This is a genomic window from Pseudomonas sp. W4I3 (assembly GCF_030816195.1).
Taxonomy (GTDB): domain Bacteria; phylum Pseudomonadota; class Gammaproteobacteria; order Pseudomonadales; family Pseudomonadaceae; genus Aquipseudomonas.
Genome location: NZ_JAUSXS010000001.1, coordinates 1,330,191 through 1,348,586, shown reverse-complemented (window position 1 = coordinate 1,348,586; position 18,396 = coordinate 1,330,191). Strand labels below are relative to the sequence as shown.

General features: G+C 63.7%; 16 protein-coding genes and 1 pseudogene. 11 read left to right on the top strand and 6 right to left on the bottom strand.

Annotated elements, in window-relative coordinates:
- Positions 1-16 precede the first annotated feature (16 nt).
- Together QF045_RS05960 and QF045_RS05955 are read left to right on the top strand one after the other, a co-directional pair.
- Positions 17-2,788 carry a hybrid sensor histidine kinase/response regulator gene (locus QF045_RS05960; RefSeq protein WP_306491435.1) on the top strand — a complete coding sequence of 924 codons (2,772 nt, stop codon included), beginning with the start codon at positions 17-19 and terminating at the stop codon, positions 2,786-2,788.
- A 104-nt stretch (positions 2,789-2,892) separates the two neighbouring features.
- On the top strand, positions 2,893-3,489 hold the full coding sequence (locus tag QF045_RS05955) for a MarC family protein (protein ID WP_003171467.1): 597 nt from the start codon (positions 2,893-2,895) through the stop codon (positions 3,487-3,489).
- On the opposite strand, the gene QF045_RS05950 is transcribed toward QF045_RS05955, so the two are convergent.
- The 5 genes from QF045_RS05950 to cobG all read right to left on the bottom strand — a co-directional run bounded on the left by QF045_RS05950 (position 3,486) and on the right by cobG (position 8,836).
- Positions 3,486-4,265: a hypothetical protein gene (locus tag QF045_RS05950; RefSeq protein WP_306491434.1), complete on the bottom strand. Its 780-nt coding sequence runs from the start codon at positions 4,263-4,265 to the stop codon at positions 3,486-3,488. The two genes, QF045_RS05955 and QF045_RS05950, sit on opposite strands and share 4 nt — an antisense overlap.
- 237 nt (positions 4,266-4,502) lie before the next feature.
- Positions 4,503-6,140: a precorrin-3B C(17)-methyltransferase gene (gene cobJ / locus QF045_RS05945; RefSeq protein WP_306491433.1), complete on the bottom strand. Its 1,638-nt coding sequence runs from the start codon at positions 6,138-6,140 to the stop codon at positions 4,503-4,505.
- Positions 6,140-6,871 (bottom strand): precorrin-2 C(20)-methyltransferase, encoded by a 732-nt coding sequence (locus QF045_RS05940; RefSeq protein ID WP_124384920.1) that lies wholly within the window; start codon positions 6,869-6,871, stop codon positions 6,140-6,142. Before QF045_RS05940 ends, cobJ begins: the two co-directional genes overlap by 1 nt.
- Positions 6,871-7,497 (bottom strand): precorrin-8X methylmutase, encoded by a 627-nt coding sequence (locus QF045_RS05935; RefSeq protein WP_306491432.1) that lies wholly within the window; start codon positions 7,495-7,497, stop codon positions 6,871-6,873. The genes QF045_RS05940 and QF045_RS05935 overlap by 1 nt, the downstream gene beginning before the upstream one ends.
- Positions 7,490-8,836 (bottom strand): precorrin-3B synthase, encoded by a 1,347-nt coding sequence (gene cobG, locus QF045_RS05930; RefSeq protein ID WP_306491431.1) that lies wholly within the window; start codon positions 8,834-8,836, stop codon positions 7,490-7,492. The genes QF045_RS05935 and cobG overlap by 8 nt, the downstream gene beginning before the upstream one ends.
- Positions 8,837-8,874: 38 nt before the next feature.
- Here cobG and cbiE point away from each other — a divergent pair.
- A pseudogene (cbiE, locus tag QF045_RS05925) lies at positions 8,875-10,082 on the top strand (precorrin-6y C5,15-methyltransferase (decarboxylating) subunit CbiE).
- Entirely contained in the window at positions 10,079-10,798 is a 720-nt protein-coding gene (locus QF045_RS05920) for a cobalt-precorrin-6A reductase (protein ID WP_306491430.1), read from the top strand. The pseudogene cbiE and the gene QF045_RS05920 overlap by 4 nt, the downstream one beginning before the upstream one ends.
- A 118-nt stretch (positions 10,799-10,916) precedes the next feature.
- Here QF045_RS05920 and QF045_RS05915 read toward each other — a convergent pair whose 3' ends face one another.
- Complete coding sequence (locus tag QF045_RS05915; protein ID WP_306491429.1) at positions 10,917-11,168, bottom strand: DUF6124 family protein; 252 nt, start codon at positions 11,166-11,168, stop codon at positions 10,917-10,919.
- A 301-nt stretch (positions 11,169-11,469) separates the two neighbouring features.
- Between QF045_RS05915 and QF045_RS05910 the strand changes: the two genes are divergently transcribed.
- The 7 genes from QF045_RS05910 (at position 11,470) to urtA (ending at position 18,363) form a co-directional block, all read left to right on the top strand.
- Complete coding sequence (locus QF045_RS05910; RefSeq protein ID WP_306491428.1) at positions 11,470-11,661, top strand: DNA-binding protein; 192 nt, start codon at positions 11,470-11,472, stop codon at positions 11,659-11,661.
- A 261-nt stretch (positions 11,662-11,922) separates the two neighbouring features.
- Positions 11,923-12,315 (top strand): DUF2946 domain-containing protein, encoded by a 393-nt coding sequence (locus QF045_RS05905; RefSeq protein WP_306491427.1) that lies wholly within the window; start codon positions 11,923-11,925, stop codon positions 12,313-12,315.
- A 48-nt stretch (positions 12,316-12,363) separates the two neighbouring features.
- Positions 12,364-12,846, top strand: coding sequence for a copper chaperone PCu(A)C (locus QF045_RS05900; RefSeq protein ID WP_306491426.1), 483 nt, complete (start codon positions 12,364-12,366; stop codon positions 12,844-12,846).
- 10 nt (positions 12,847-12,856) lie between these two features.
- Positions 12,857-13,246, top strand: a complete 390-nt coding sequence (locus QF045_RS05895; RefSeq protein ID WP_306491425.1) for a DUF2946 domain-containing protein — start codon at positions 12,857-12,859, stop codon at positions 13,244-13,246.
- Positions 13,247-13,339: 93 nt separating this feature from the next.
- Positions 13,340-15,400: a TonB-dependent copper receptor gene (locus tag QF045_RS05890; RefSeq protein WP_306491424.1), complete on the top strand. Its 2,061-nt coding sequence runs from the start codon at positions 13,340-13,342 to the stop codon at positions 15,398-15,400.
- Between the two features lie 116 nt (positions 15,401-15,516).
- Positions 15,517-16,878 carry a PepSY domain-containing protein gene (locus QF045_RS05885; RefSeq protein ID WP_306491423.1) on the top strand — a complete coding sequence of 454 codons (1,362 nt, stop codon included), beginning with the start codon at positions 15,517-15,519 and terminating at the stop codon, positions 16,876-16,878.
- A 219-nt stretch (positions 16,879-17,097) separates the two neighbouring features.
- Entirely contained in the window at positions 17,098-18,363 is a 1,266-nt protein-coding gene (gene urtA / locus QF045_RS05880) for an urea ABC transporter substrate-binding protein (RefSeq protein WP_124384909.1), read from the top strand.
- Positions 18,364-18,396: the final 33 nt, after the last annotated feature.

The window sequence follows — 18,396 nt, the reverse complement described above, 5'->3', positions numbered from 1 at the left end:
ACGAAGGGACTTCGCCGTGCGCTGGCTCAGGATCGCCATAGCTTTTACCGTCAGTCTGCTGACCCTGCTCTGCCTGGCCCCGGCTCAAGCCGCTGCGCAAGGCAGTGGTTGGGCAGTATTGCTCGATGATCAGGCCGACCTGCAACTGAGCGATATCCGCTCGTCCCGCTACACCAATCAATTCAGCCCCATCGAACTGGACCGCATTACCGCCGCGCAGCCGGACGGTGCGCTGTGGGTACGTTTCAAGCTGCAACCGGGCAAGCATGAACAAGTGCTGCGGGTATTCGCACCAGACCTCGCACACTTGAGCCTCTATGTACTGGACGGCGATACCCTGGTGGAACAGCAAACCACCGGCACGCGCCAGCCCCAGGCCAATCGCCCGTTGCCGAGCAGTGACTTCATGCTGCCGATGCCACAAAGCCAGCGCCCACTCGAGGTTTACCTGCGCCTGGTGTCGGAGCACGAGCTGCGCCCTTACATCACTCTGGAACCGGCCGTGCTGGCCGCCGCCAACCAGAACCAGACGCTGGTCTACGGCCTGCTGTTCGGCGTGCTGCTGATGCTGATCCTGCATAACCTCACGCGCTTCGCCTACCACCGCTCGCGCAGCAGCCTGTGGCTGGCCGCCTGTGAATGCCTGTTGCTGCTCAGCCTGGCGCTGTTGCTCAACGTGGTGGGGCCGTGGCTGCCGAACTGGCACGCAATCCAAACCCCCGGCGCGTATCTCGCCCTGCTGCTGACCGCACCGTGCGGGCTGATGTTTGCCTATCGCTTCTTCATGCCCCTGGGGCCGCACCCGCTGAACAAACTGTTGATGGCCGACATTCTGTTGATCGTGCTGTGCGGCCTGCTGCTGTTGTTCGTCAACACCCTGCCGCTGAACATCATCACCTATGCCCTGGTCGCGCTGGCGGGCCTGAGCATGCTGTTTGTCTCGGCCTATCACTGGCAGCAAGGCTATCGCCCGGCGCGCCTGTTCGTGGCGGGGATGGTGGTGTTCAACATCGGCACGCTGATCATTCTGCCCGCCCTGCTCGGCCTCACGCTGGTGGCGCCGCAAGGCCTGATCGTGACCCTGCTCAGCTTTATCTGCCTCAGCGGTTTGTTGATGAGCCTGGCCCTCGGTGAGCGCCAGCGCGCCATTGTCGAGACCCGCTTCAGCCTCAGCCGCGACCTGGCCGCGAGCAATGCCGAAATCGCCGCCAAGGCCGAATTCCTGGCCAAGATCAGCCACGAAATCCGCACCCCCATGAACGGCGTGCTGGGCATGACCGAGTTGCTGCTGGGCACGCCATTGTCGGTGAAACAACGCGACTACGTGCAGACCATCCACAGCGCCGGTAATGAGTTGCTCACGCTGATCAACGAAATCCTCGACATCTCCAAGCTCGAGTCGGGGCAGATCGAACTCGACGATGTGCAGTTCGACCTCAACGCGCTGATCGACGACTGCCTGAGCATCTTCCGCGCCAAGGCCGAGCAGCAGAATGTCGAACTGATCAGCTTTATCCAGCCCCAGGTGCCGCGCGTGATCAGCGGTGATCCGACACGCCTGCGCCAGGCCTTGTTGAGCCTGCTGGAAAACGCCCTGCACAAGACCGACGAAGGCGAAGTGCTGATCGTCGTGGCCCTCGACGAACGCAGCACCAAGCCACGTCTGCGCATCGCGGTACAGGACAGCGGCGTTCCGATGGAAGCCGCCGAGCGCGACGCCCTGCTGCACAGCGAACTGCACAGCAAGAACTTCCTCTCGGCGACCCGCTTGAGCGGGCACCTGGGCCTGGTGATCGCGCGTCAGTTGATCCTGTTGATGAACGGCGAATTCGGTATCAAGAGCGGCAGCCACCAGGGCAGCACCCTGTGGCTGACCCTGCCGCTGGACCCGGAACGCCTCGAACACCCGACCTCCGACCTCGACGGCCCGCTCAAGGACGCTCGCGTGCTGGTGGTGGACGACAACGACACCTGCCGCAAGGTGCTCTTGCAGCAATGCTCGGCCTGGGGTCTGAACGTCAGCGCCGTGGCATCGGGCAAAGAGGCCCTGGCCCTGCTGCGCACCAAGGCGCACCTGCGCGATTATTTCGATGTGGTGTTGCTGGACCAGAACATGCCCGGCATGACCGGCATGCAACTGGCAGCGAAAATCAAGGAAGACCCGAGCCTGAACCACGACATCCTGCTGATCATGCTCACGGGGATCAGCAATGCGCCGAGCAAGATCATCGCGCGCAACTGCGGGATCAAGCGCATCCTCGCCAAACCGGTGGCCGGCTATACGCTAAAAACCACCCTGGCCGACGAGCTGACCCAACGCAGCAAGGGCGTGACCCATCCTCGGCCCGTCCCCGTCGCGCCGGCAGCGATTACGGTGCCCAGCGACTTCCGCATCCTGGTGGCCGAAGACAACAGCATCTCCACCAAAGTGATACGCGGCATGCTTGGCAAGCTCAACCTCAACCCGGACACCGCCAGCAACGGCGAAGAAGCGTTGGAGGCGATGAAAGCCCAGCGCTATGACCTGGTGTTGATGGACTGTGAAATGCCGATCCTCGATGGTTTCTCCGCCACCCAGCAGCTACGCGCGTGGGAAGTCAGCCACCAACGTGTGCGCACGCCGGTGGTGGCGCTGACCGCGCACATCCTGTCGGAACACAAGGAGCGCGCGCGCCAGGCCGGGATGGACGGGCACATGGCCAAGCCGGTGGAGCTGTCGCAGCTGCGTGAGTTGGTGGAGTTCTGGGTGGCGCAGCGCCAGCAGCGGCCCGAACACGCGCCCTCCTGACTTGCAATGCGATCAAATGTGGGAGGGGGCAAGCCCCCTCCCACATTTGTTTCATGTCGCCTGTTAGACTCTCGACACCTCTTCTACTGCCACGAGCCGCCCTCATGCTCCACGTGTTGTTCAGCGTTTACCTGAAGATGCTGGTGCTCTATAGCCCGTTCTTCGTGCTGTCCTGCTTTATCAGCCTGACCCGTGGCTACTCCAGCAAGGAGCGGCGACGCCTGGCCTGGAAAGTCGCGCTGGCGACGCTGGTGTCGAGCGTGCTGCTGTACCTGTTCGGCCGGGTGATTTTCAGTGTGTTCGGCATCACCGTGGACGCGTTCCGCATCGGTGCCGGCAGCGTGCTGTTTATCTCCGCCCTGGGCATGGCCCAAGGCAAGTCGGCGGTGCAGACCGATAACGTACAGCAGGACGTGACCATCGTGCCGCTGACCATCCCGCTGACGGTCGGCCCCGGCACCATCGGTGCGCTGCTGGTGATGGGCGTGAGCCAGCCGCATTGGGACGACAAGCTCACCGCCATCCTCAGTATCGCGTTGGCCAGCCTCACTGTGGGCGTGGTGCTGTACCTGTCCAATCGGATCGAACGGATTCTCGGCGACCAGGGCTTGCAGATTGTCAGCCGGTTGATGGGCTTGTTTGTGTGCGCCCTGGCCGCGCAAATTATTTTTACCGGGGTCCGCGGCTATCTGGTGCCCTAGATCCGGTACTTGGCAATGGCCGACTGCACTTTGTCACCCGCGCTGTCGCGCATCAATTGCAGGGTCTTTTCGTTGACCACCGAGGTATTCAGCACCAGGCAGGTCTGCCCGCTGAAGGCCTCGAACGATGAACTGTCCCACTCGAGGAACGGCAAACCCACCTGTTTGCCCACGCCATGGCTGCTGTAGGTCACCAGCACCATCGTGACTTCGCCATTGGTTTCAGCGCAGGACGCCACGCCGAAGTCGCCGCCTTCGTGCACGCTGCTGTTGCGCTTGAACAAATCCAGACACGCTGGCTGCTGCTTCAAGGCTTCCAGCGCATCCGCCGCCAGTTTCGGCAGCATGCCGAGCAACGGTCCCGACAACGACATCGAGGCGAGCAGCGCGCTGATGATGTTAAATGCCGCCAGTTGCACCGTCAGGCCTTTGCCGGAACGCGAGACCCGCTCGAAGCGACTGCGCATCGGCAGCCAGCCCAAGCTGGTCATCACGTTGATAAATTCGTTGTACCAGGCCTCCGTGCCCCGGCGAATGTTCAGTACATCGCTCACATAACTGCTGGCCAACAGGTAGCTCTTACGGATGTATTCGCGGTTTAGCCCGGACAGCCCCTCGGCAAAAGAAATCACGCCGTTGTTGACCACCGCCGCATTGCAGTCGTCTTCAGCGTCCAGTGGCAAAGCGCCGGGCGTTGCGGGCGCACCCGGCAATTTGTAGGCGGCGATCAGCTTGCGCCTCTTTTTACTATTGATCCTTCGATGATGTCGCTCCATTTCCAATTCTCCACGTTCACCCCGACTCGGGGCTTGCAACCACACTAGTCCACCCACCGCCAGGCTTTCCAGGCGACAAACATGCCTTGACGCAGCCAATCAAAACGCAGCGCCCAGCAGTGGCGCGGCATCAAGCGAGGGCTTCGTGGTTTCGACGTAAAAAAAAGAAAAAGCCCCGAACGACCGCAGGAGAATCCTTGAGTCATTCGGAGCTTTCCGACCGTTGCCTCCGCGCTTTCAGGAGCCGGGTTTTTCGCCGTACCAGCGCGGCGTGTACACCCACTCCCCACCACCGGCGCGCGCAAAAGTGCAGGTGGTGGACGAGCCAATCAGCACCATGGTGCGCATGTCCACCTGGTCCGGGGTGAGCTGCCCCAGCGTGGTGACGCGCAATGTCTGGCCGGGACGACCGATATCACGGCCCAGCACCACCGGTGTTTCAGGCGTGCGGTGCTGCGCGACAATCTCCAGCGCACGCCCCAGTTGCCACGGCCGCGCACGGGAGATCGGGTTGTAGAACGCCAACGCCAGGTCGGCCTGGGACGCGAGGTCCAGGCGCTTTTCGATGATCGACCACGGCTTGAGGTTGTCCGACAGCGACATCACACAAAAATCATGCCCCAGCGGCGCGCCGGCCTGGGCAGCGGTGGCCAGGGACGCCGAGACGCCAGGCAGGATCTGCAGGTCGACCTGGTGCCACGCGGGGTCGCTGGACTCATGCAGCGCCTCGATCACCGCAGCGGCCATGGCGAACACACCCGGGTCGCCGGACGATACCACCACCACCGAGCGCCCTTGAGCGGCCAGTTCGAAGGCGTGGCGGGCGCGCTGCATTTCTTCGCGGTTGTCGGTGCAGTGCTGCACCTGGTCATCACGGAACGGCCCGGCCATGCGCACGTAGGTTTCATAGCCCAGCACATCGGTGCAACGCGCCAACTCGGCCTTGACGGCCGGCACCATCAATTCAGCGGCGCCAGGGCCCAGGCCGATCACGGCGAGGCGACCGCGGGGGCGGCCTAGCTGTGACAAATCCAAGGGCTGTTCAGCCACGCTGATGCTGACGTCCGCGTGCAGCGCAAGCGGGGCAAACCGCAGCGGTACGCCCAACTCCAGCGCGGCCTCATGCAACGACGCCTCGGCCATCTGCAGGTCGCTCGCCAGCAGGCACGCCAGCGATTGCACGGCAACGCCCGCTTCATGCAAGGCCGTGCGTACACGCGCCCCCAGGTGCTCACCCGGTTTGCAGGTGACGCACACCGTTTTCGGGTAAATCAGCAATTCGTTGGCGGCGGGCGCACGCTCGGCACTGCCGACATGGATCGCCAGGCGGGCGTGCGGGTCCTGCGGCAGGTTGGCCTGGTCCAGCCAGGGCGCCGCGCCTTCGATGCGCACGCTTTCACCGGCCAGCAGGTCCGAGACAAAACGCTTGCCCAGTTCCAGGTCCGCCAAAGCATAGCCCTTGGGCGGGTTGAGCAGGCAGGTGCCGAAGCGCAACTCGCCGCTGGTGGTGATCGCCGCCGCCACGCCCAGCGCAGCGGCAATGTCCCGCGCCATCACATTCACACCGCCCAGACCACCCAGCAGTGGCACCACGGCGCTGCCGTCTTCGGCGACGGCCAGCACCGCCGGTTCCTCACCTTTTTCGAGCAACAGCGGCGCGAGGGTACGAATGACAATGCCGGCGGCGCACAGCGCAATCAGCGGCGTGCCCTGCTGGTAGAGCTGGCGCAGCGTGGCGCCGAATTCGCTGTAGCGCTGGTCTGCACCCTCAACCCGACCGTCCAGGCCGTGGATCAGCGCAGCCGGGTAAAACTGCTGGATCCGCCGCGCGGTTGCCAGGCTGCCCTGGCCCAAGATGACAATCGCCGGACTCATCAACCTTGCCACCGTTCACCGGGCACGATGATCAACGAGAAATACGGCGACGACATCGGCTCCACCTGATCCAGCGGCACGATCTTCTGGTTGGCCATGGTGGCGCGCTCCACGTACAGCGCACGCCCGGCCAGGCCGAGTTCTTCCAATACCTGGCGCACCTTGGGGAAGTTGCGCCCCAGCTTCATGATCACCGCCGCATCCGCGTCGGCCAGCCGGCGCTTGAGGTCATCGTGGGGCAGCACGCCCGACAGCACCGACAGGCTCTGATTGCGATACACCAGCGGCGCGCCCAGTACCGAAGCGCCGCCGAGCATCGAGCACACGCCTGGAATAACCTGCGCTTCGTAGCGCTCGGCGAGGCGGTCATGCAGGTACATGTAGGAGCCGTAGAAGAACGGGTCGCCTTCGCAGATCACCGCCACGTCGCGGCCCGCATCCAGGTGCGCGGCCACGTCGACGCTGGCCGTGTCGTAGAAATCGCTGATCACTTGCTCATAGGACAGCGGTGCTGGCAGCGCCTCGGTGGTCACCGGATACACCAGCGGCATCAGGGTTTGCTGCGGCACCAGATGGTCTTCAATGATGCCGAACGCATTACCCTTCTTGCCCTTAGCCACGAAGTACGCCACCACCGGCGACTCGCGCAGCAGGCGCAGGGCCTTGAGGGTGATCAGTTCGGGGTCACCGGGGCCCACGCCCAGGCCGATCAGACGTCCGCGTGCGTGCATTATTCAACCTCCGTGGCGAGCGCATTGACGGCGGCGGCGGCCATGGCACTGCCACCCAGGCGGCCCTGCATGATCACGAACGGCACGCCGCGACTGTCAGCGGCGAGCATTGCCTTGGACTCGGCGGCACCGACAAAGCCCACCGGAAAGCCCAGGATCAGCGCCGGTTTCGGCGCGCCGGCATCAAGCATCTCCAACAGGTAGAACAAGGCGGTCGGCGCGTTGCCGATCACCACCACGCTGCCGGCCAGGTGCGGACGCCACAGCTCCAGGGCCGCCGCGGAGCGCGTGTTGCCCAGCTCCCGCGCCAGCTCCGGCACGCTGTCGTCGCGCAGGGTGCAGATCACCGGGTTGTTGGCCGGCAGGCGCGCACGGGTCACGCCTTCGGAGACCATCCGCGCATCGCACAGAATCGGCGCGCCGGCCGCCAGCGCTTCGCGCCCGGCCTTGCCTGCGCCCTCGGAAAACTGCAGGCCGTCGATGGCCTCGACCATGCCGCAGGCATGAATCACCCGCACCGCGAGTTTTTCCAGATCAGCCGGGATGCGCTCCAACCTGGCTTCCGCGCGAATAATGGCGAAGGAGTTGCGGTAGATCTCCTGACCGTCGCGGATGTAATCAATCATCGGTGTTGCTCCGTGGGCGAGCGCGCAGCAAGGCGCCCGTCGCTTCAATAGAAAGGGTGCGCGCGTGCAGCCGGCCAAAACCTGGATGGGCTGCGTCGCGAAAATAGAGGTCGTAGTGGCCGGGACTCACCGCCAGCAAGGTCACCGGTGCGGTGTGCGCAGCGGCGCAGGAGCGCGGGCAACCGGACAGGTGAACGGCGTGACCAGGTTGCAGGGCGGCCAATTGCAGGGCGTCAGCCTTGGTATCCGCCAGGCCTTTGCCGCAGCCGCTGGAACCCGTGCAGGCGATCATGTGCGCCAGGGGTTGGTCGGCGGCGCAGAGAAAGCCCAATTGGGTTAATTGCTCGATCACGACGTCGGGCTGTTTGAGATTGGGCAGCAGCACGCCTTGCCAGGGGGTAAAACGCAAGGTGGCGTCGCCATGCTCGCCGGCAAGTTGCGCGGCGCCCTTGAGCATCGCCGGGTCCAGGCGGCCCAGGGGCGCGACGGCGGCGACATAGAACAGGTCTTGCTGGTGCTGTGGATAACTGCCCAAGTGGCCCGAAGCGCTACTGGCCGGGCGTTTGAACCCGTCCGCCGGCAGTAGCGGCACGTTCAAGCGGCTCAGTAACTTATCCACAGCCAGGTGGCGCATGCGCGTTTGTTCCGGCGTGGCCAGGTCGAGAAAGGCTTCCAGCACCGCCACCACCAGCGCATGGCCCTGGTCCAGTCGCACAGCGGCCAGCGGCGCGTCCAGCCCAGGGCAACCGGCCAGGCCGAACGCCAGCAGGGTTTCACCGGTTTGCTCGAAGGCCGACAGCCACAGGTCGTGATGATGCTCCAGCATCGCCAAGGCCTCAAAGCCATCCAGTTGCACGGCGAACTTGGCCGACAGCTCATGAAAGCGTGGATGGTTTTCCAGGGTGGCGAGGATCTGCCCGGCCAGGGGTCGGGTGTCGAACAGCATCTGTGGGTCGATGCCGGCGCTGGGGCTGAGCATCAGGTTGCGCACGTCATCGCCGGCCGCGTGGCTCGGGCCGAGGCCTGCCGCCAGCAGCATCGCGATGAGAGCGTCCTGCTCGGCGCCGATCCCGCGAATCTGCAGGTTGGCGCGGTTGGTCGCCTCGATCACCCCGCCCGCATAGGCCTGGGCAGCGTCCGCCACAGCGTTGGCCTGGGCTGCGCTGATGGCGCCACCGGCCAATTTGATCCGACAGATGCCGCCGTCCAGCGCCTGGACGATACGCAACAACCCCGGACAAGCCGAGGGGCGCAAGGTGTTCAGAGCGGGCGTTGGGTTCACGGGGCTACCGGTTGACGGGTAAAGGCGCGGTATTATGCCTGCTTTGTCCGACGGCATGAAAAGCCTGCCCGTCGGATGTCGTTCAAGGAATTGATATGTCGCCCTGGCTGACGGTAGTAGGCATCGGTGAAGACGGCTTCAAGGGCCTGGGCAGAAACGCCCGACATGCCCTGCTGCGCGCCACGCGCATTATAGGGGCTCAGCGCCAGTTGGACCTTTTGCCCCTGTGCATCAGTGGCGAGCGCCAGTTATGGCCGAGCCCGTTTTCCCTGGAGCCCGTGCTGGCGCGGCGCGGTGAACCGGTGTGTGTATTGGCCAGTGGCGATCCGATGTTCTATGGCGTGTGGGCGCCAGCCTGGCGCGGCAGGTGGCGGCTGAAGAACTGTCGATCCTGCCGGCGCCCTCCTCCGTATCCCTGGGGGCGGCGCGGTTGGGCTGGCCATTGCAGGAGGTGGTGTGCGTATCCGTGGTGGCCCGGCCATTGGCGGCGATCAATGCGCACCTGGCCAGTGGCGTGCGCTTGCTGGTGTTGAGCAATGACGGCAGCAGCCCGGCGTTGATTGCCGCGTTATTGGCCGAGCGCGGCTATGGCCCCAGCCGGTTGAGCGTGTTTGAACACCTGGGCGGCGCGCAGGAGCGGCGTATCGACGGCATCGCGCAGTCGTGGAGTGAGCCTGCGGTGGCCGACCTGAACCTGCTCGCCATCGATTGCCTAGCCGATCCCGACGCACCGCGCCTGTCGCGCCTCGCCGGCCTGCCGGATGCGGCCTTCAAACACGACGGCCAACTGACCAAACGCGATGTGCGCGCCATCACCCTCGCCCGCCTCGCCCCGATGCCCGGCGAGCTGCTCTGGGACGTGGGCGCGGGCAGCGGCTCCATCGGCATCGAATGGATGCGCGCGCATCCGAGCTGTCGGGCATTGGCGATCGAAGCCGACGAAGGCCGCCAAGCCTTGATCGAACACAACCGCGACGCCCTCGGCGTACCCGGTCTGCAATTGGTTCGCGGCACGGCGCCGCAGGCGTTGAACGGCCTGGAAGCCCCGGACGCGATCTTTATTGGCGGCGGCGTCACCCGTGACGGCGTGCTGGATACCTGCTGGCAACAGCTGCGCCCGGGCGGTCGCTTGGTTGCCAATGCCGTCACCCTGCAAAGCGAAATGACCCTGATGAACTGGCGTGCCCAGTACGGTGGTGAACTGACACGCATCCACGTAGCCCAGGCGCAGCCGTTGGGCGAGTTCGATACCTGGCGCCAGGCACTGCCGATTACTCTGCTTGAAGTGATCAAGCCGGTATGAACAGGATTCTGCTGCTGGGTGGCGTGACGGAAGCGCTGGCTATCGCGCGAACCCTGGGACCTGCGCATGTTTACAGCCTGGCCGGGGCTGGGCGGGTGCCTACAGATCTCACCTGCCAAGTGCGGGTCGGCGGTTACGGTGGCGCTGAGGGCCTGGCGCAGTTTGTTCGGGATGAGGGGATCAGCTTGATTCTTGATGCTACCCACCCCTATGCGGCGCAGATCAGCCGGAACGCGGCTCAAGCGGCGCGGTTGTGCGGGGTGGCGTGCTGGGCCTTGCGGCGCCCGGCGTGGCAGCCGCAAACGGGGGATGACTGGCGGGAAGTGTCTGACTGGGCCGAGCTGATCGAAGCGCTTGAGCCTTTCAAGCGGCCACTGTTTACCCTGGGACGCGAACCGTTACAGCACCTCGAGGAAATCCCTGAGGGGCAATTCTGGACATTGCGCGCACTGGATGTGTATCCGGGCAACGAGCGCTGCGAAGTGATCGGCGCCCGCGGGCCGTTTCTGATCGACGAAGAACGCGCGCTGTTTGAGCGCCGCCAGATTGATGTGCTGATCAGCAAGAACAGCGGCAGCACGGCCACCGAACCGAAGCTCGAAGTGGCGCGGGAACGGGGGCTTCCGGTGTTGGTGTTGAAGCGCCCGGTGCTGGCGGCCGTGGATCGGGAGTTCACTACAGTGGCAGCGGCCTTAGAGGCCATCCACGTTCACTGAACAACACCGGTCCAATGTGGGAGGGGGCTTGCTCCCGATTGCGGCGAGTCATTCACTGAATTGTTGGCTGATCCACTGCTATCGGGAGCAAGCCCCCTCCCACATTTGGACTGGGTTATCAGCTGCCTGCCGCTGTAGCCTGCCCGACACCATCATGAGCCCGTTCGGCTAACAACTGGGCAAGCTCAATCAACTGCGCGACGCCCAGCAACTCCTCTCTTTTCGATCCTTCCAGGTCAAAGGCCAGGTCGCAACTCAGCGCATTGGCCGAGGCAAGTGTTTCGCTGAGGTTGACCAGCAGGTCTTCGGTGCTGATGCCGTCGGCCACGGTGAACAGCCGGATGGGGGGATTGGGGGTGGGTTTGATCATGGTGGAGCTCCTTAGGAAAGTGGAGCTGCCATTGATCGCCGCGACGCGATGGGGTGGCAGCTGTACGCAGGTTCGCGGACCGGTCCTAAGGAAACCCGGCATACCCGAGGGTATCCCGCGCACAGCCGCCATAGCGCTGCATAGTAGACGATAAAACAGCGCCAACTGAAAGCAGACGATGACGCTCAGCGTCCATAGGAATCCGGGCCGCGACGCCCGTCCGCTGCGTTTGCAGCGGTGTACGGAGCCTAGAGATTGAGTGTCCTAGGGACAACCTCAAATCCTTGTCGGAAATTTCTGTTTGATCGTTCCCACGCGTGGGAACGATCAAAAATTCACAAATTTCGACACTGCGGACCATCTTCAAACACAAGAAGATATGGATGCTTTCCTCGAAGCCTGCATTGAAGAAGACCCAGGCGATGGTTCATTGATCAAAATGGCGCAAGCCGACATTGCCCGCGCAACTCGCAGGCTCAACGCCACTTCATAGCCAAACACAATCCAAATGTGGGAGGGGGCTTGCCCCCGATGGGTACGTGTCAGCCATACATGGGCTGATTGACACTCAGCTATCGGGGGCAAGCCCCCTCCCACATTGGACCTGTGCTGCCTTGTTGATCGGCGCCCCCTCGATTCCCCGTCTATCCTCAAACCCAGCACTGCGACACCAAACCACACCGCCGCTTTTTACTTATCCCCCTCGATCAGGCTAAATACCCGTCTGATCGATTAACCCCACGGATTATCCGCCATGGCCCGTCAACGCTTTGCAATTGCCTGGATCGCCTGCCTTGCAGTGCTGTTCAATGCGTTTGCCATGCCGTTGGCCAGTGCGATGCAGCAGACGGATGACCCGGTCAAGCGGCTGATGTGGGGCAGTTTTTGTTCTTCCAACGGCGCCAGCCTGAAGACGATCGCCCTGGGCAAGCTGGAGGTTCCGGCGCCGCAAGATGATCATTCCGCCATGCAGCATTGTTGGTGTTGCTCGGGCTCCGCGCAGTTGCTGGCGTTGCCGGGGCATGTGCCGCAGTTGTATGTCACGCGGCTCGAAGCACTGCGCAGCCTGCCCGCGCCTGCCTTGCAAAATCCCACACCACGCCAGCAATGGCCGAGCCTCAATCCCCGCGCCTCTCCAACGGTTTGATCTTCTTCGCAAGTGAACTGCGTTTTAGACCCGTTCTGGAGAACTGCCATGCTTAAATCTTCCCTGCTGCTGGCGGCGTTGCTGCTGCCGGTGTTCAGTGCCGCCAATGCCGATGACTACAAGGCCGGTGACCTGCTGGTCAGCGATCCCTGGTCCCAGGAGTTGCCGCCGAATGCGCCCACCGTTGCGGCGTATTTCGTGATTCATAACACCGGCGCTGCCGAGGACCGCCTGCTCGGCGTTGAAACCAGCGTCGCTGAAAAAGCCGAATTGCACGAGCATGTGATGCAAGGCGACCTGATGAAGATGCAACAAGTGCCCAGCGTCGCCGTGCCGGCCAAGGGCGAGCTGACCTTCGCACCAATGGCTTACCACGTGATGCTGCTGGGCCTCAAAGACCGCAGCCTGCTGGCCGACGGCAAGCAGTTCCCGCTGACCCTGACCTTTGAAAAGGCCGGCAAGGTCCAAGTGAACGTGTCGGTCCAGAAGACGCCGCCGATGGCCGCCCACGAGCATCAGCACGCCCAGTAGGCCCACCTAGATGGGCGCCCCTCGCGCCAGGTTGTCTCAACGCCCGCGCCTGATGCGCGGCAGTTGGATCAGCCTGTTCGCCATGCTGATGATCTTTATCGGTCCGCTGATTTCCCAAGCGATGCCGATGGACCATCACGCCGGTATGTCGATGGACATGCCCAGCTGCCATGGCGAGCCCACACCCACCAAAGCCCCCGACGAGCACCACGTTCTCTGGGAAAAGTGCGGCTATTGCAGCCTGCTCTTCAGTTGCCCGGCCCTGCCCGGCGGCGCGTCTTTTATCAGCCTCGACGCCCCGCCGCCCGCCAACGCCCTGCCCTGCGCGCCGCGCCTGGGCCATGCCCGGCAAAACATCTTCCCCGGCGCCCGCAGCCGCGCGCCGCCCATCGCCTCGTAAGCACTTCATCGCGTTACTTCACTCCGGCCGACTTTAGACAGACAGCCGCAGGCTGCTGGCCGTGTTGTTTACGATTGATTGATGGAATTTGTCATGTCCAGGTTTCCTGCCGACACCCGCTTGGGCGCTGCCCCGGTGTTCGCCGTACTGTGCGGCGCACTGCTTGCCCCCTGCGCTCACGCGGACGAACACGAATTGAGCCCCACGGTGATCACGGCGATTGCCCCCAGCTCGCCCCTCACCGTTGTCACCCACCCGAAAGACCCACGCCAGCCGGTGCCCGCCAGCGATGGTGGCGACTACCTCAAGACCATCCCCGGCTTCGCCCTGGTACGCAACGGCGGCACCAATGGCGACCCGGTGCTGCGCGGCATGTTCGGCTCGCGCCTGAATATCCTCACCAACGGCGGCATGATGCTCGGCGCCTGCCCCGGCCGGATGGATGCGCCCACCTCGTACATCTCGCCGGAAACCTACGACAAGCTCACCGTGATCAAGGGCCCGCAAACCGTACTGTGGGGCCCCGGTGCCTCAGCCGGCACCGTCCTGTTCGAGCGTGAGCCGGAGCAGTTCGGTGAGCTGGGCACGCGGGTCAACGCCAGTGTGCTGGCCGGCTCCAACGGCCGCTTCGACAAGGTCATCGACGCGGCTGCCGGCGGGCCATTGGGCTACGTGCGGGTGATCGGCAACCAGGCCCATGCCGACGATTACAGAGACGGCAACCACGACACCGTCGCTTCGCGCTACGACAAATGGAATGGCGACGTTGCCTTAGGCTTCACCCCCGACGCGGATACCCTGCTGGAACTCACCGCCGGCCGTGGCGATGGCGAGGCGCGTTACGCCGGGCGCGGCATGGACGGCTCGCAGTTCCTGCGCGAGAGCCTGGGGCTGCGCTTCGAGAAGTCCAACCTCGGCGAGGTGCTGGACAAGGTCGAGGCTCAGGTCTACTACAACTACGCCGACCACGTGATGGACAACTACAGCCTGCGCGTGCCATCCGGCACCGGGATGATGGCCGGACCGATGGCGTCCAACGTCGACCGCCGCACCCTGGGTGCCCGGATCAAGGCGACCTGGCGCTGGGCCGATGTGCAACTGATCGGCGGCCTCGATGCGCAGACCAACGAACACCGCGCGCGCAGCAGCATGGGCGTCGACACCTACAAGGACCTGCCCCGCGACAAGGACGCCAACTTCCATAACTACGGCGTGTTCGGCGAGCTGACCTGGTACGCCGCCGACCGCGACCGCCTGATCACCGGTGCGCGTCTGGACCGTGCCTCAGCCAAGGATTTTCGCCAACGCACCGGGTCGGCAATGATGTCGCGCCCCAACCCCACCGCCGGTGACACCCGCGCCGATACCCTGCCGTCCGGCTTTGTACGCTACGAGCACGATCTGGCGGACACCCCCACCACGCTGTATGCGGGCCTGGGCCACGCCGAGCGCTTCCCGGATTACTGGGAGTTGTTTTCCCCCAACACCGGCGCGGTCGGATCGGTGAACGCCTTCGACGGCGTAAAGCCCGAGAAGACCACCCAGCTGGACTTCGGTGCGCAATATAAAAGCGCCGACCTGGAAGCCTGGGTCTCAGGTTACGTCGGCCAGGTGCGCGACTTCATCCTGTTCGACTACCGGCCGGGGATGATGGGCACCACCTCCCAGGCGCGTAATGTCGACGCTCGCATCATGGGCGGCGAACTGGGCGCGGCCTACAAGCTGACGCAACACTGGAAAGCCGACGCCAGCCTCGCCTACGCCTGGGGCAAAAACAGCAGCGACGGCAAGGCCCTGCCGCAGATGCCGCCGCTGGATGCGCGGTTCGGCCTGACCTACAGCGAAGATGACTGGAGCGCCGGCGCCTTGTGGCGCGTGGTCGCGGCGCAGAACCGCATCGACCCGAACAAAGGCAACGTGGTGGGCAAGGATTACGACACCAGCAGTGGCTTTGGCGTGTTCTCGCTGAACGCCGCGTACCGAATCAATAAAAACTTCAAGGTCAGTACCGGTGTCGACAACGTGTTCGGCAAGGCTTACGCCGAGCATTTGAACCTGGCCGGCAACGCCGGGTTTGGCTACCCGGCGAACGACCCGCAGGCTATCAATGAGCCGGGGCGCACGCTCTGGACCAAGGTGGACATGAGCTTCTAGGAGCATCGGGAGCAAGCCCTCTCCCACATTTGGAATGCGCTCCAATGTGGGAGGGGGCTTGCCCCCGATAGCGGTGTAACTGACACAGATAAATCAAAAGCCTTGCGGAGCACCCGATGAGCACTCAAACAGTTTCCTTCTACAACCTGGCCTGGCGCTGGCACTTCTACGCCGGGCTCTTCGTCGCCCCGTTCATGGTGCTGCTGGCCCTGACCGGCATCATTTACCTGTTCAAACCCCAGCTCGACCCGCTGATGTATGGCGAGCTGCTGAAAGTACCCGCAGCCGAGCACGCACTGAGTGCCGACGAGCAGTTGCAACGGGCCAAGGCCGCCTACCCCCAGGCCGCGATCAGCAAATACCTGCCACCCGCCGACGCCACCAGCAGTGCGCAGTTCGTGATGCAGCAGCAGGGCCGCGAAATCAACGTATTCGTCGACCCGTATCGCGGCACCGTGCTCGGCGAACAGGACGCCGAGGACAACCTGCAAGCCATCGCTCGCGCCCTGCATGGCGAACTGATGATCGGCACCACCGGAGATCGCCTGATTGAACTCGCCGCCGGTTGGGGCGTGATGCTGGTGGTGTCCGGCCTGTACCTGTGGTGGCCGCGCGGGCGGTCCCCGGCGGGGGTGTTATGGCCACGCTTGAACAGCCGAGGCCGCTTGCTCTGGCGTGACCTGCATGCTGTCGCCGGTTTCTGGGGCGCGGCGTTCCTGCTGGTGATGCTGCTCAGCGGCATGACCTGGACGGGTTTCTGGGGCAAGCAATACGCCGACCTGTGGAACACCTTCCCGGCGGCGATGTGGAACAACGTGCCGCAATCGGACCAACAGGCGCGCACCCTCAATACCGCCAGCCAGCAAACGGTGCCCTGGGCCATGGAAAATACGCCGATGCCGATGTCCGGCGACCATGCCGAACACATGAACCACGGCGCCATGCACGCGGGCCCCGCCGCGCCCGGCATCAACCTGCAACAGGTGGTCGACCTGGCCACTGCGCGCAAGGTCGAACCCGGCTACAGCATCACCTTCCCCACCACCGCCACCGGCGTGTTCACCATCGCCGTATTCGCCAACGACCCTCGCAACGACGCCACGCTGCATGTGGACCAGTACACCGGCAAGGTGCTCGCCGACGTGCGTTGGGAGCATTACAACGGCGTCGCACGTGCCACCGAAACCGGGGTGATGCTGCACGAAGGCAAGATGTTCGGCTGGGTCAACCAACTGATCGTGCTGGTGATCTGCCTGATGATTCTGCTCAGTGCGGTGAGCGGCGTGGTGATCTGGTGGAAGCGTCGGCCACAGGGCGGGCTGGGTGTGCCGCCGTTGCGTCATGACCTGCCCAGGTGGAAGACCGCGATGGCGATCATGCTCGCGTTGGCGATCATTTTCCCGCTGGTGGGCGCCTCGTTGGTGGTGGTGTGGGTGCTGGACCGCGTGCTGTTGTCACGGGTCGGCGTCACCGCCTAATACCGAATTGCGCACTGCCGGCACGGCCTGGTGCGCAACGCCCTGTTTTGAAGCTTGCCGTGCACTCAGCAACGGAACGTGGCGCCATCCTGGTGCGCCACGGTGCCGATTCGCCTCGCTGAACCGCCTGTAATCCCGCGCCTCGCGTAGCAGGCACAGCCTTTGCAAAGTCGTGTGTATCTGCCCAACAAAAACTATCGGTTTTACGGAGATCGCACCATGAAGCGTCGCAGCTTGATCAAGGCTTTCACTTTGTCGGCATCCATTGCCGCCATGGGCTTGACCTGGACCGTCCAGGCCGCCGAGACCATCAAGGTCGGCATCCTGCACTCGTTGTCCGGGACCATGGCCATCTCCGAAACCTCGCTCAAAGACATGGCGCTGATGACCATCGACGAGATCAACGCCAAGGGCGGTGTGAACGGCAAGATGCTCGAGCCGGTGGTGGTCGACCCCGCATCCAACTGGCCGCTGTTCGCCGAGAAAGGTCGCCAGCTGCTGACCCAGGACAAGGTCGCCGTGGTGTTCGGCTGCTGGACCTCGGTGTCGCGCAAATCCGTGTTGCCGGTGTTCGAGGAACTCAACGGCCTGCTGTTCTACCCGGTGCAATACGAAGGCGAAGAGATGTCGCCCAACGTGTTCTATACCGGTGCGGCGCCTAACCAGCAAGCGATCCCGGCGGTGGAATACCTGATGAGCGAAGAAGGCGGCGGCGCCAAGCGCTTCTTCCTGCTCGGCACCGACTACGTGTACCCGCGCACCACCAACAAGATCCTGCGTTCGTTCTTGCATTCCAAAGGCGTGGCGGACAAGGACATCGAAGAGGTCTACACCCCGTTCGGTCACAGCGATTACCAGACCATCGTCGCCAACATCAAGAAGTTCTCCGCTGGCGGCAAGACCGCGGTGGTCTCCACCGTGAATGGCGACTCCAACGTGCCGTTCTACAAGGAACTGGCCAACCAGGGCCTGAAGGCGACCGATGTACCGGTGGTGGCCTTCTCGGTGGGCGAAGAAGAACTGCGCGGCATCGACACCAAGCCGCTGGTGGGCAACCTCGCGGCCTGGAACTACTTCCAGTCGGTGGAGAACCCGGTGAACCAGAAGTTTGTGGCCGACTGGAAAGCCTACGCCAAGAAACACAACCTGCCGGGCGCAGACAAAGCGGTGACCAACGACCCGATGGAAGCCACCTACGTGGGCATCCACATGTGGGCGCAGGCGGCGGAGAAGGCCAAGTCCACCGACGTCGACAAAGTGCGTGAAGCGCTGGCCGGCCAGACCTTTGCCGCACCGTCCGGCTTCACCCTGACCATGGACAAGACCAACCACCACCTGCACAAGCCGGTGATGATCGGTGAGATCCAGGCCGACGGGCAGTTCTCCGTTGTATGGCAAACCAATGAGCCGATCCGCGCACAGCCGTGGAGCCCGTACATCCCTGGCAATGACAAAAAGCCGGACTACGCCGTGAAGAGCAACTAAGCCCCACCACAGGCCAAATGTGGGAGGGGGCTT

Bases quoted from the DNA above. Each gene is read 5' to 3' on its own strand.
- cobG (WP_306491431.1), bottom strand. From the start codon at position 8,836: ATGCCGTCGGACAAAGCAGGCATAATACCGCGCCTTTACCCGTCAACC.
- QF045_RS05895 (WP_306491425.1), top strand. From the start codon at position 12,857: ATGGGCGCCCCTCGCGCCAGGTTGTCTCAACGCCCGCGCCTGATGCGC.
- cobJ (WP_306491433.1), bottom strand. From the start codon at position 6,140: ATGAGTCCGGCGATTGTCATCTTGGGCCAGGGCAGCCTGGCAACCGCG.
- urtA (WP_124384909.1), top strand. From the start codon at position 17,098: ATGAAGCGTCGCAGCTTGATCAAGGCTTTCACTTTGTCGGCATCCATT.
- QF045_RS05940 (WP_124384920.1), bottom strand. From the start codon at position 6,871: ATGCACGCACGCGGACGTCTGATCGGCCTGGGCGTGGGCCCCGGTGAC.
- QF045_RS05915 (WP_306491429.1), bottom strand. From the start codon at position 11,168: ATGATCAAACCCACCCCCAATCCCCCCATCCGGCTGTTCACCGTGGCC.
- QF045_RS05905 (WP_306491427.1), top strand. From the start codon at position 11,923: ATGGCCCGTCAACGCTTTGCAATTGCCTGGATCGCCTGCCTTGCAGTG.
- QF045_RS05885 (WP_306491423.1), top strand. From the start codon at position 15,517: ATGAGCACTCAAACAGTTTCCTTCTACAACCTGGCCTGGCGCTGGCAC.
- QF045_RS05890 (WP_306491424.1), top strand. From the start codon at position 13,340: ATGTCCAGGTTTCCTGCCGACACCCGCTTGGGCGCTGCCCCGGTGTTC.
- QF045_RS05950 (WP_306491434.1), bottom strand. From the start codon at position 4,265: ATGGAGCGACATCATCGAAGGATCAATAGTAAAAAGAGGCGCAAGCTG.
- QF045_RS05900 (WP_306491426.1), top strand. From the start codon at position 12,364: ATGCTTAAATCTTCCCTGCTGCTGGCGGCGTTGCTGCTGCCGGTGTTC.
- QF045_RS05935 (WP_306491432.1), bottom strand. From the start codon at position 7,497: ATGATTGATTACATCCGCGACGGTCAGGAGATCTACCGCAACTCCTTC.
- QF045_RS05920 (WP_306491430.1), top strand. From the start codon at position 10,079: ATGAACAGGATTCTGCTGCTGGGTGGCGTGACGGAAGCGCTGGCTATC.
- QF045_RS05955 (WP_003171467.1), top strand. From the start codon at position 2,893: ATGCTCCACGTGTTGTTCAGCGTTTACCTGAAGATGCTGGTGCTCTAT.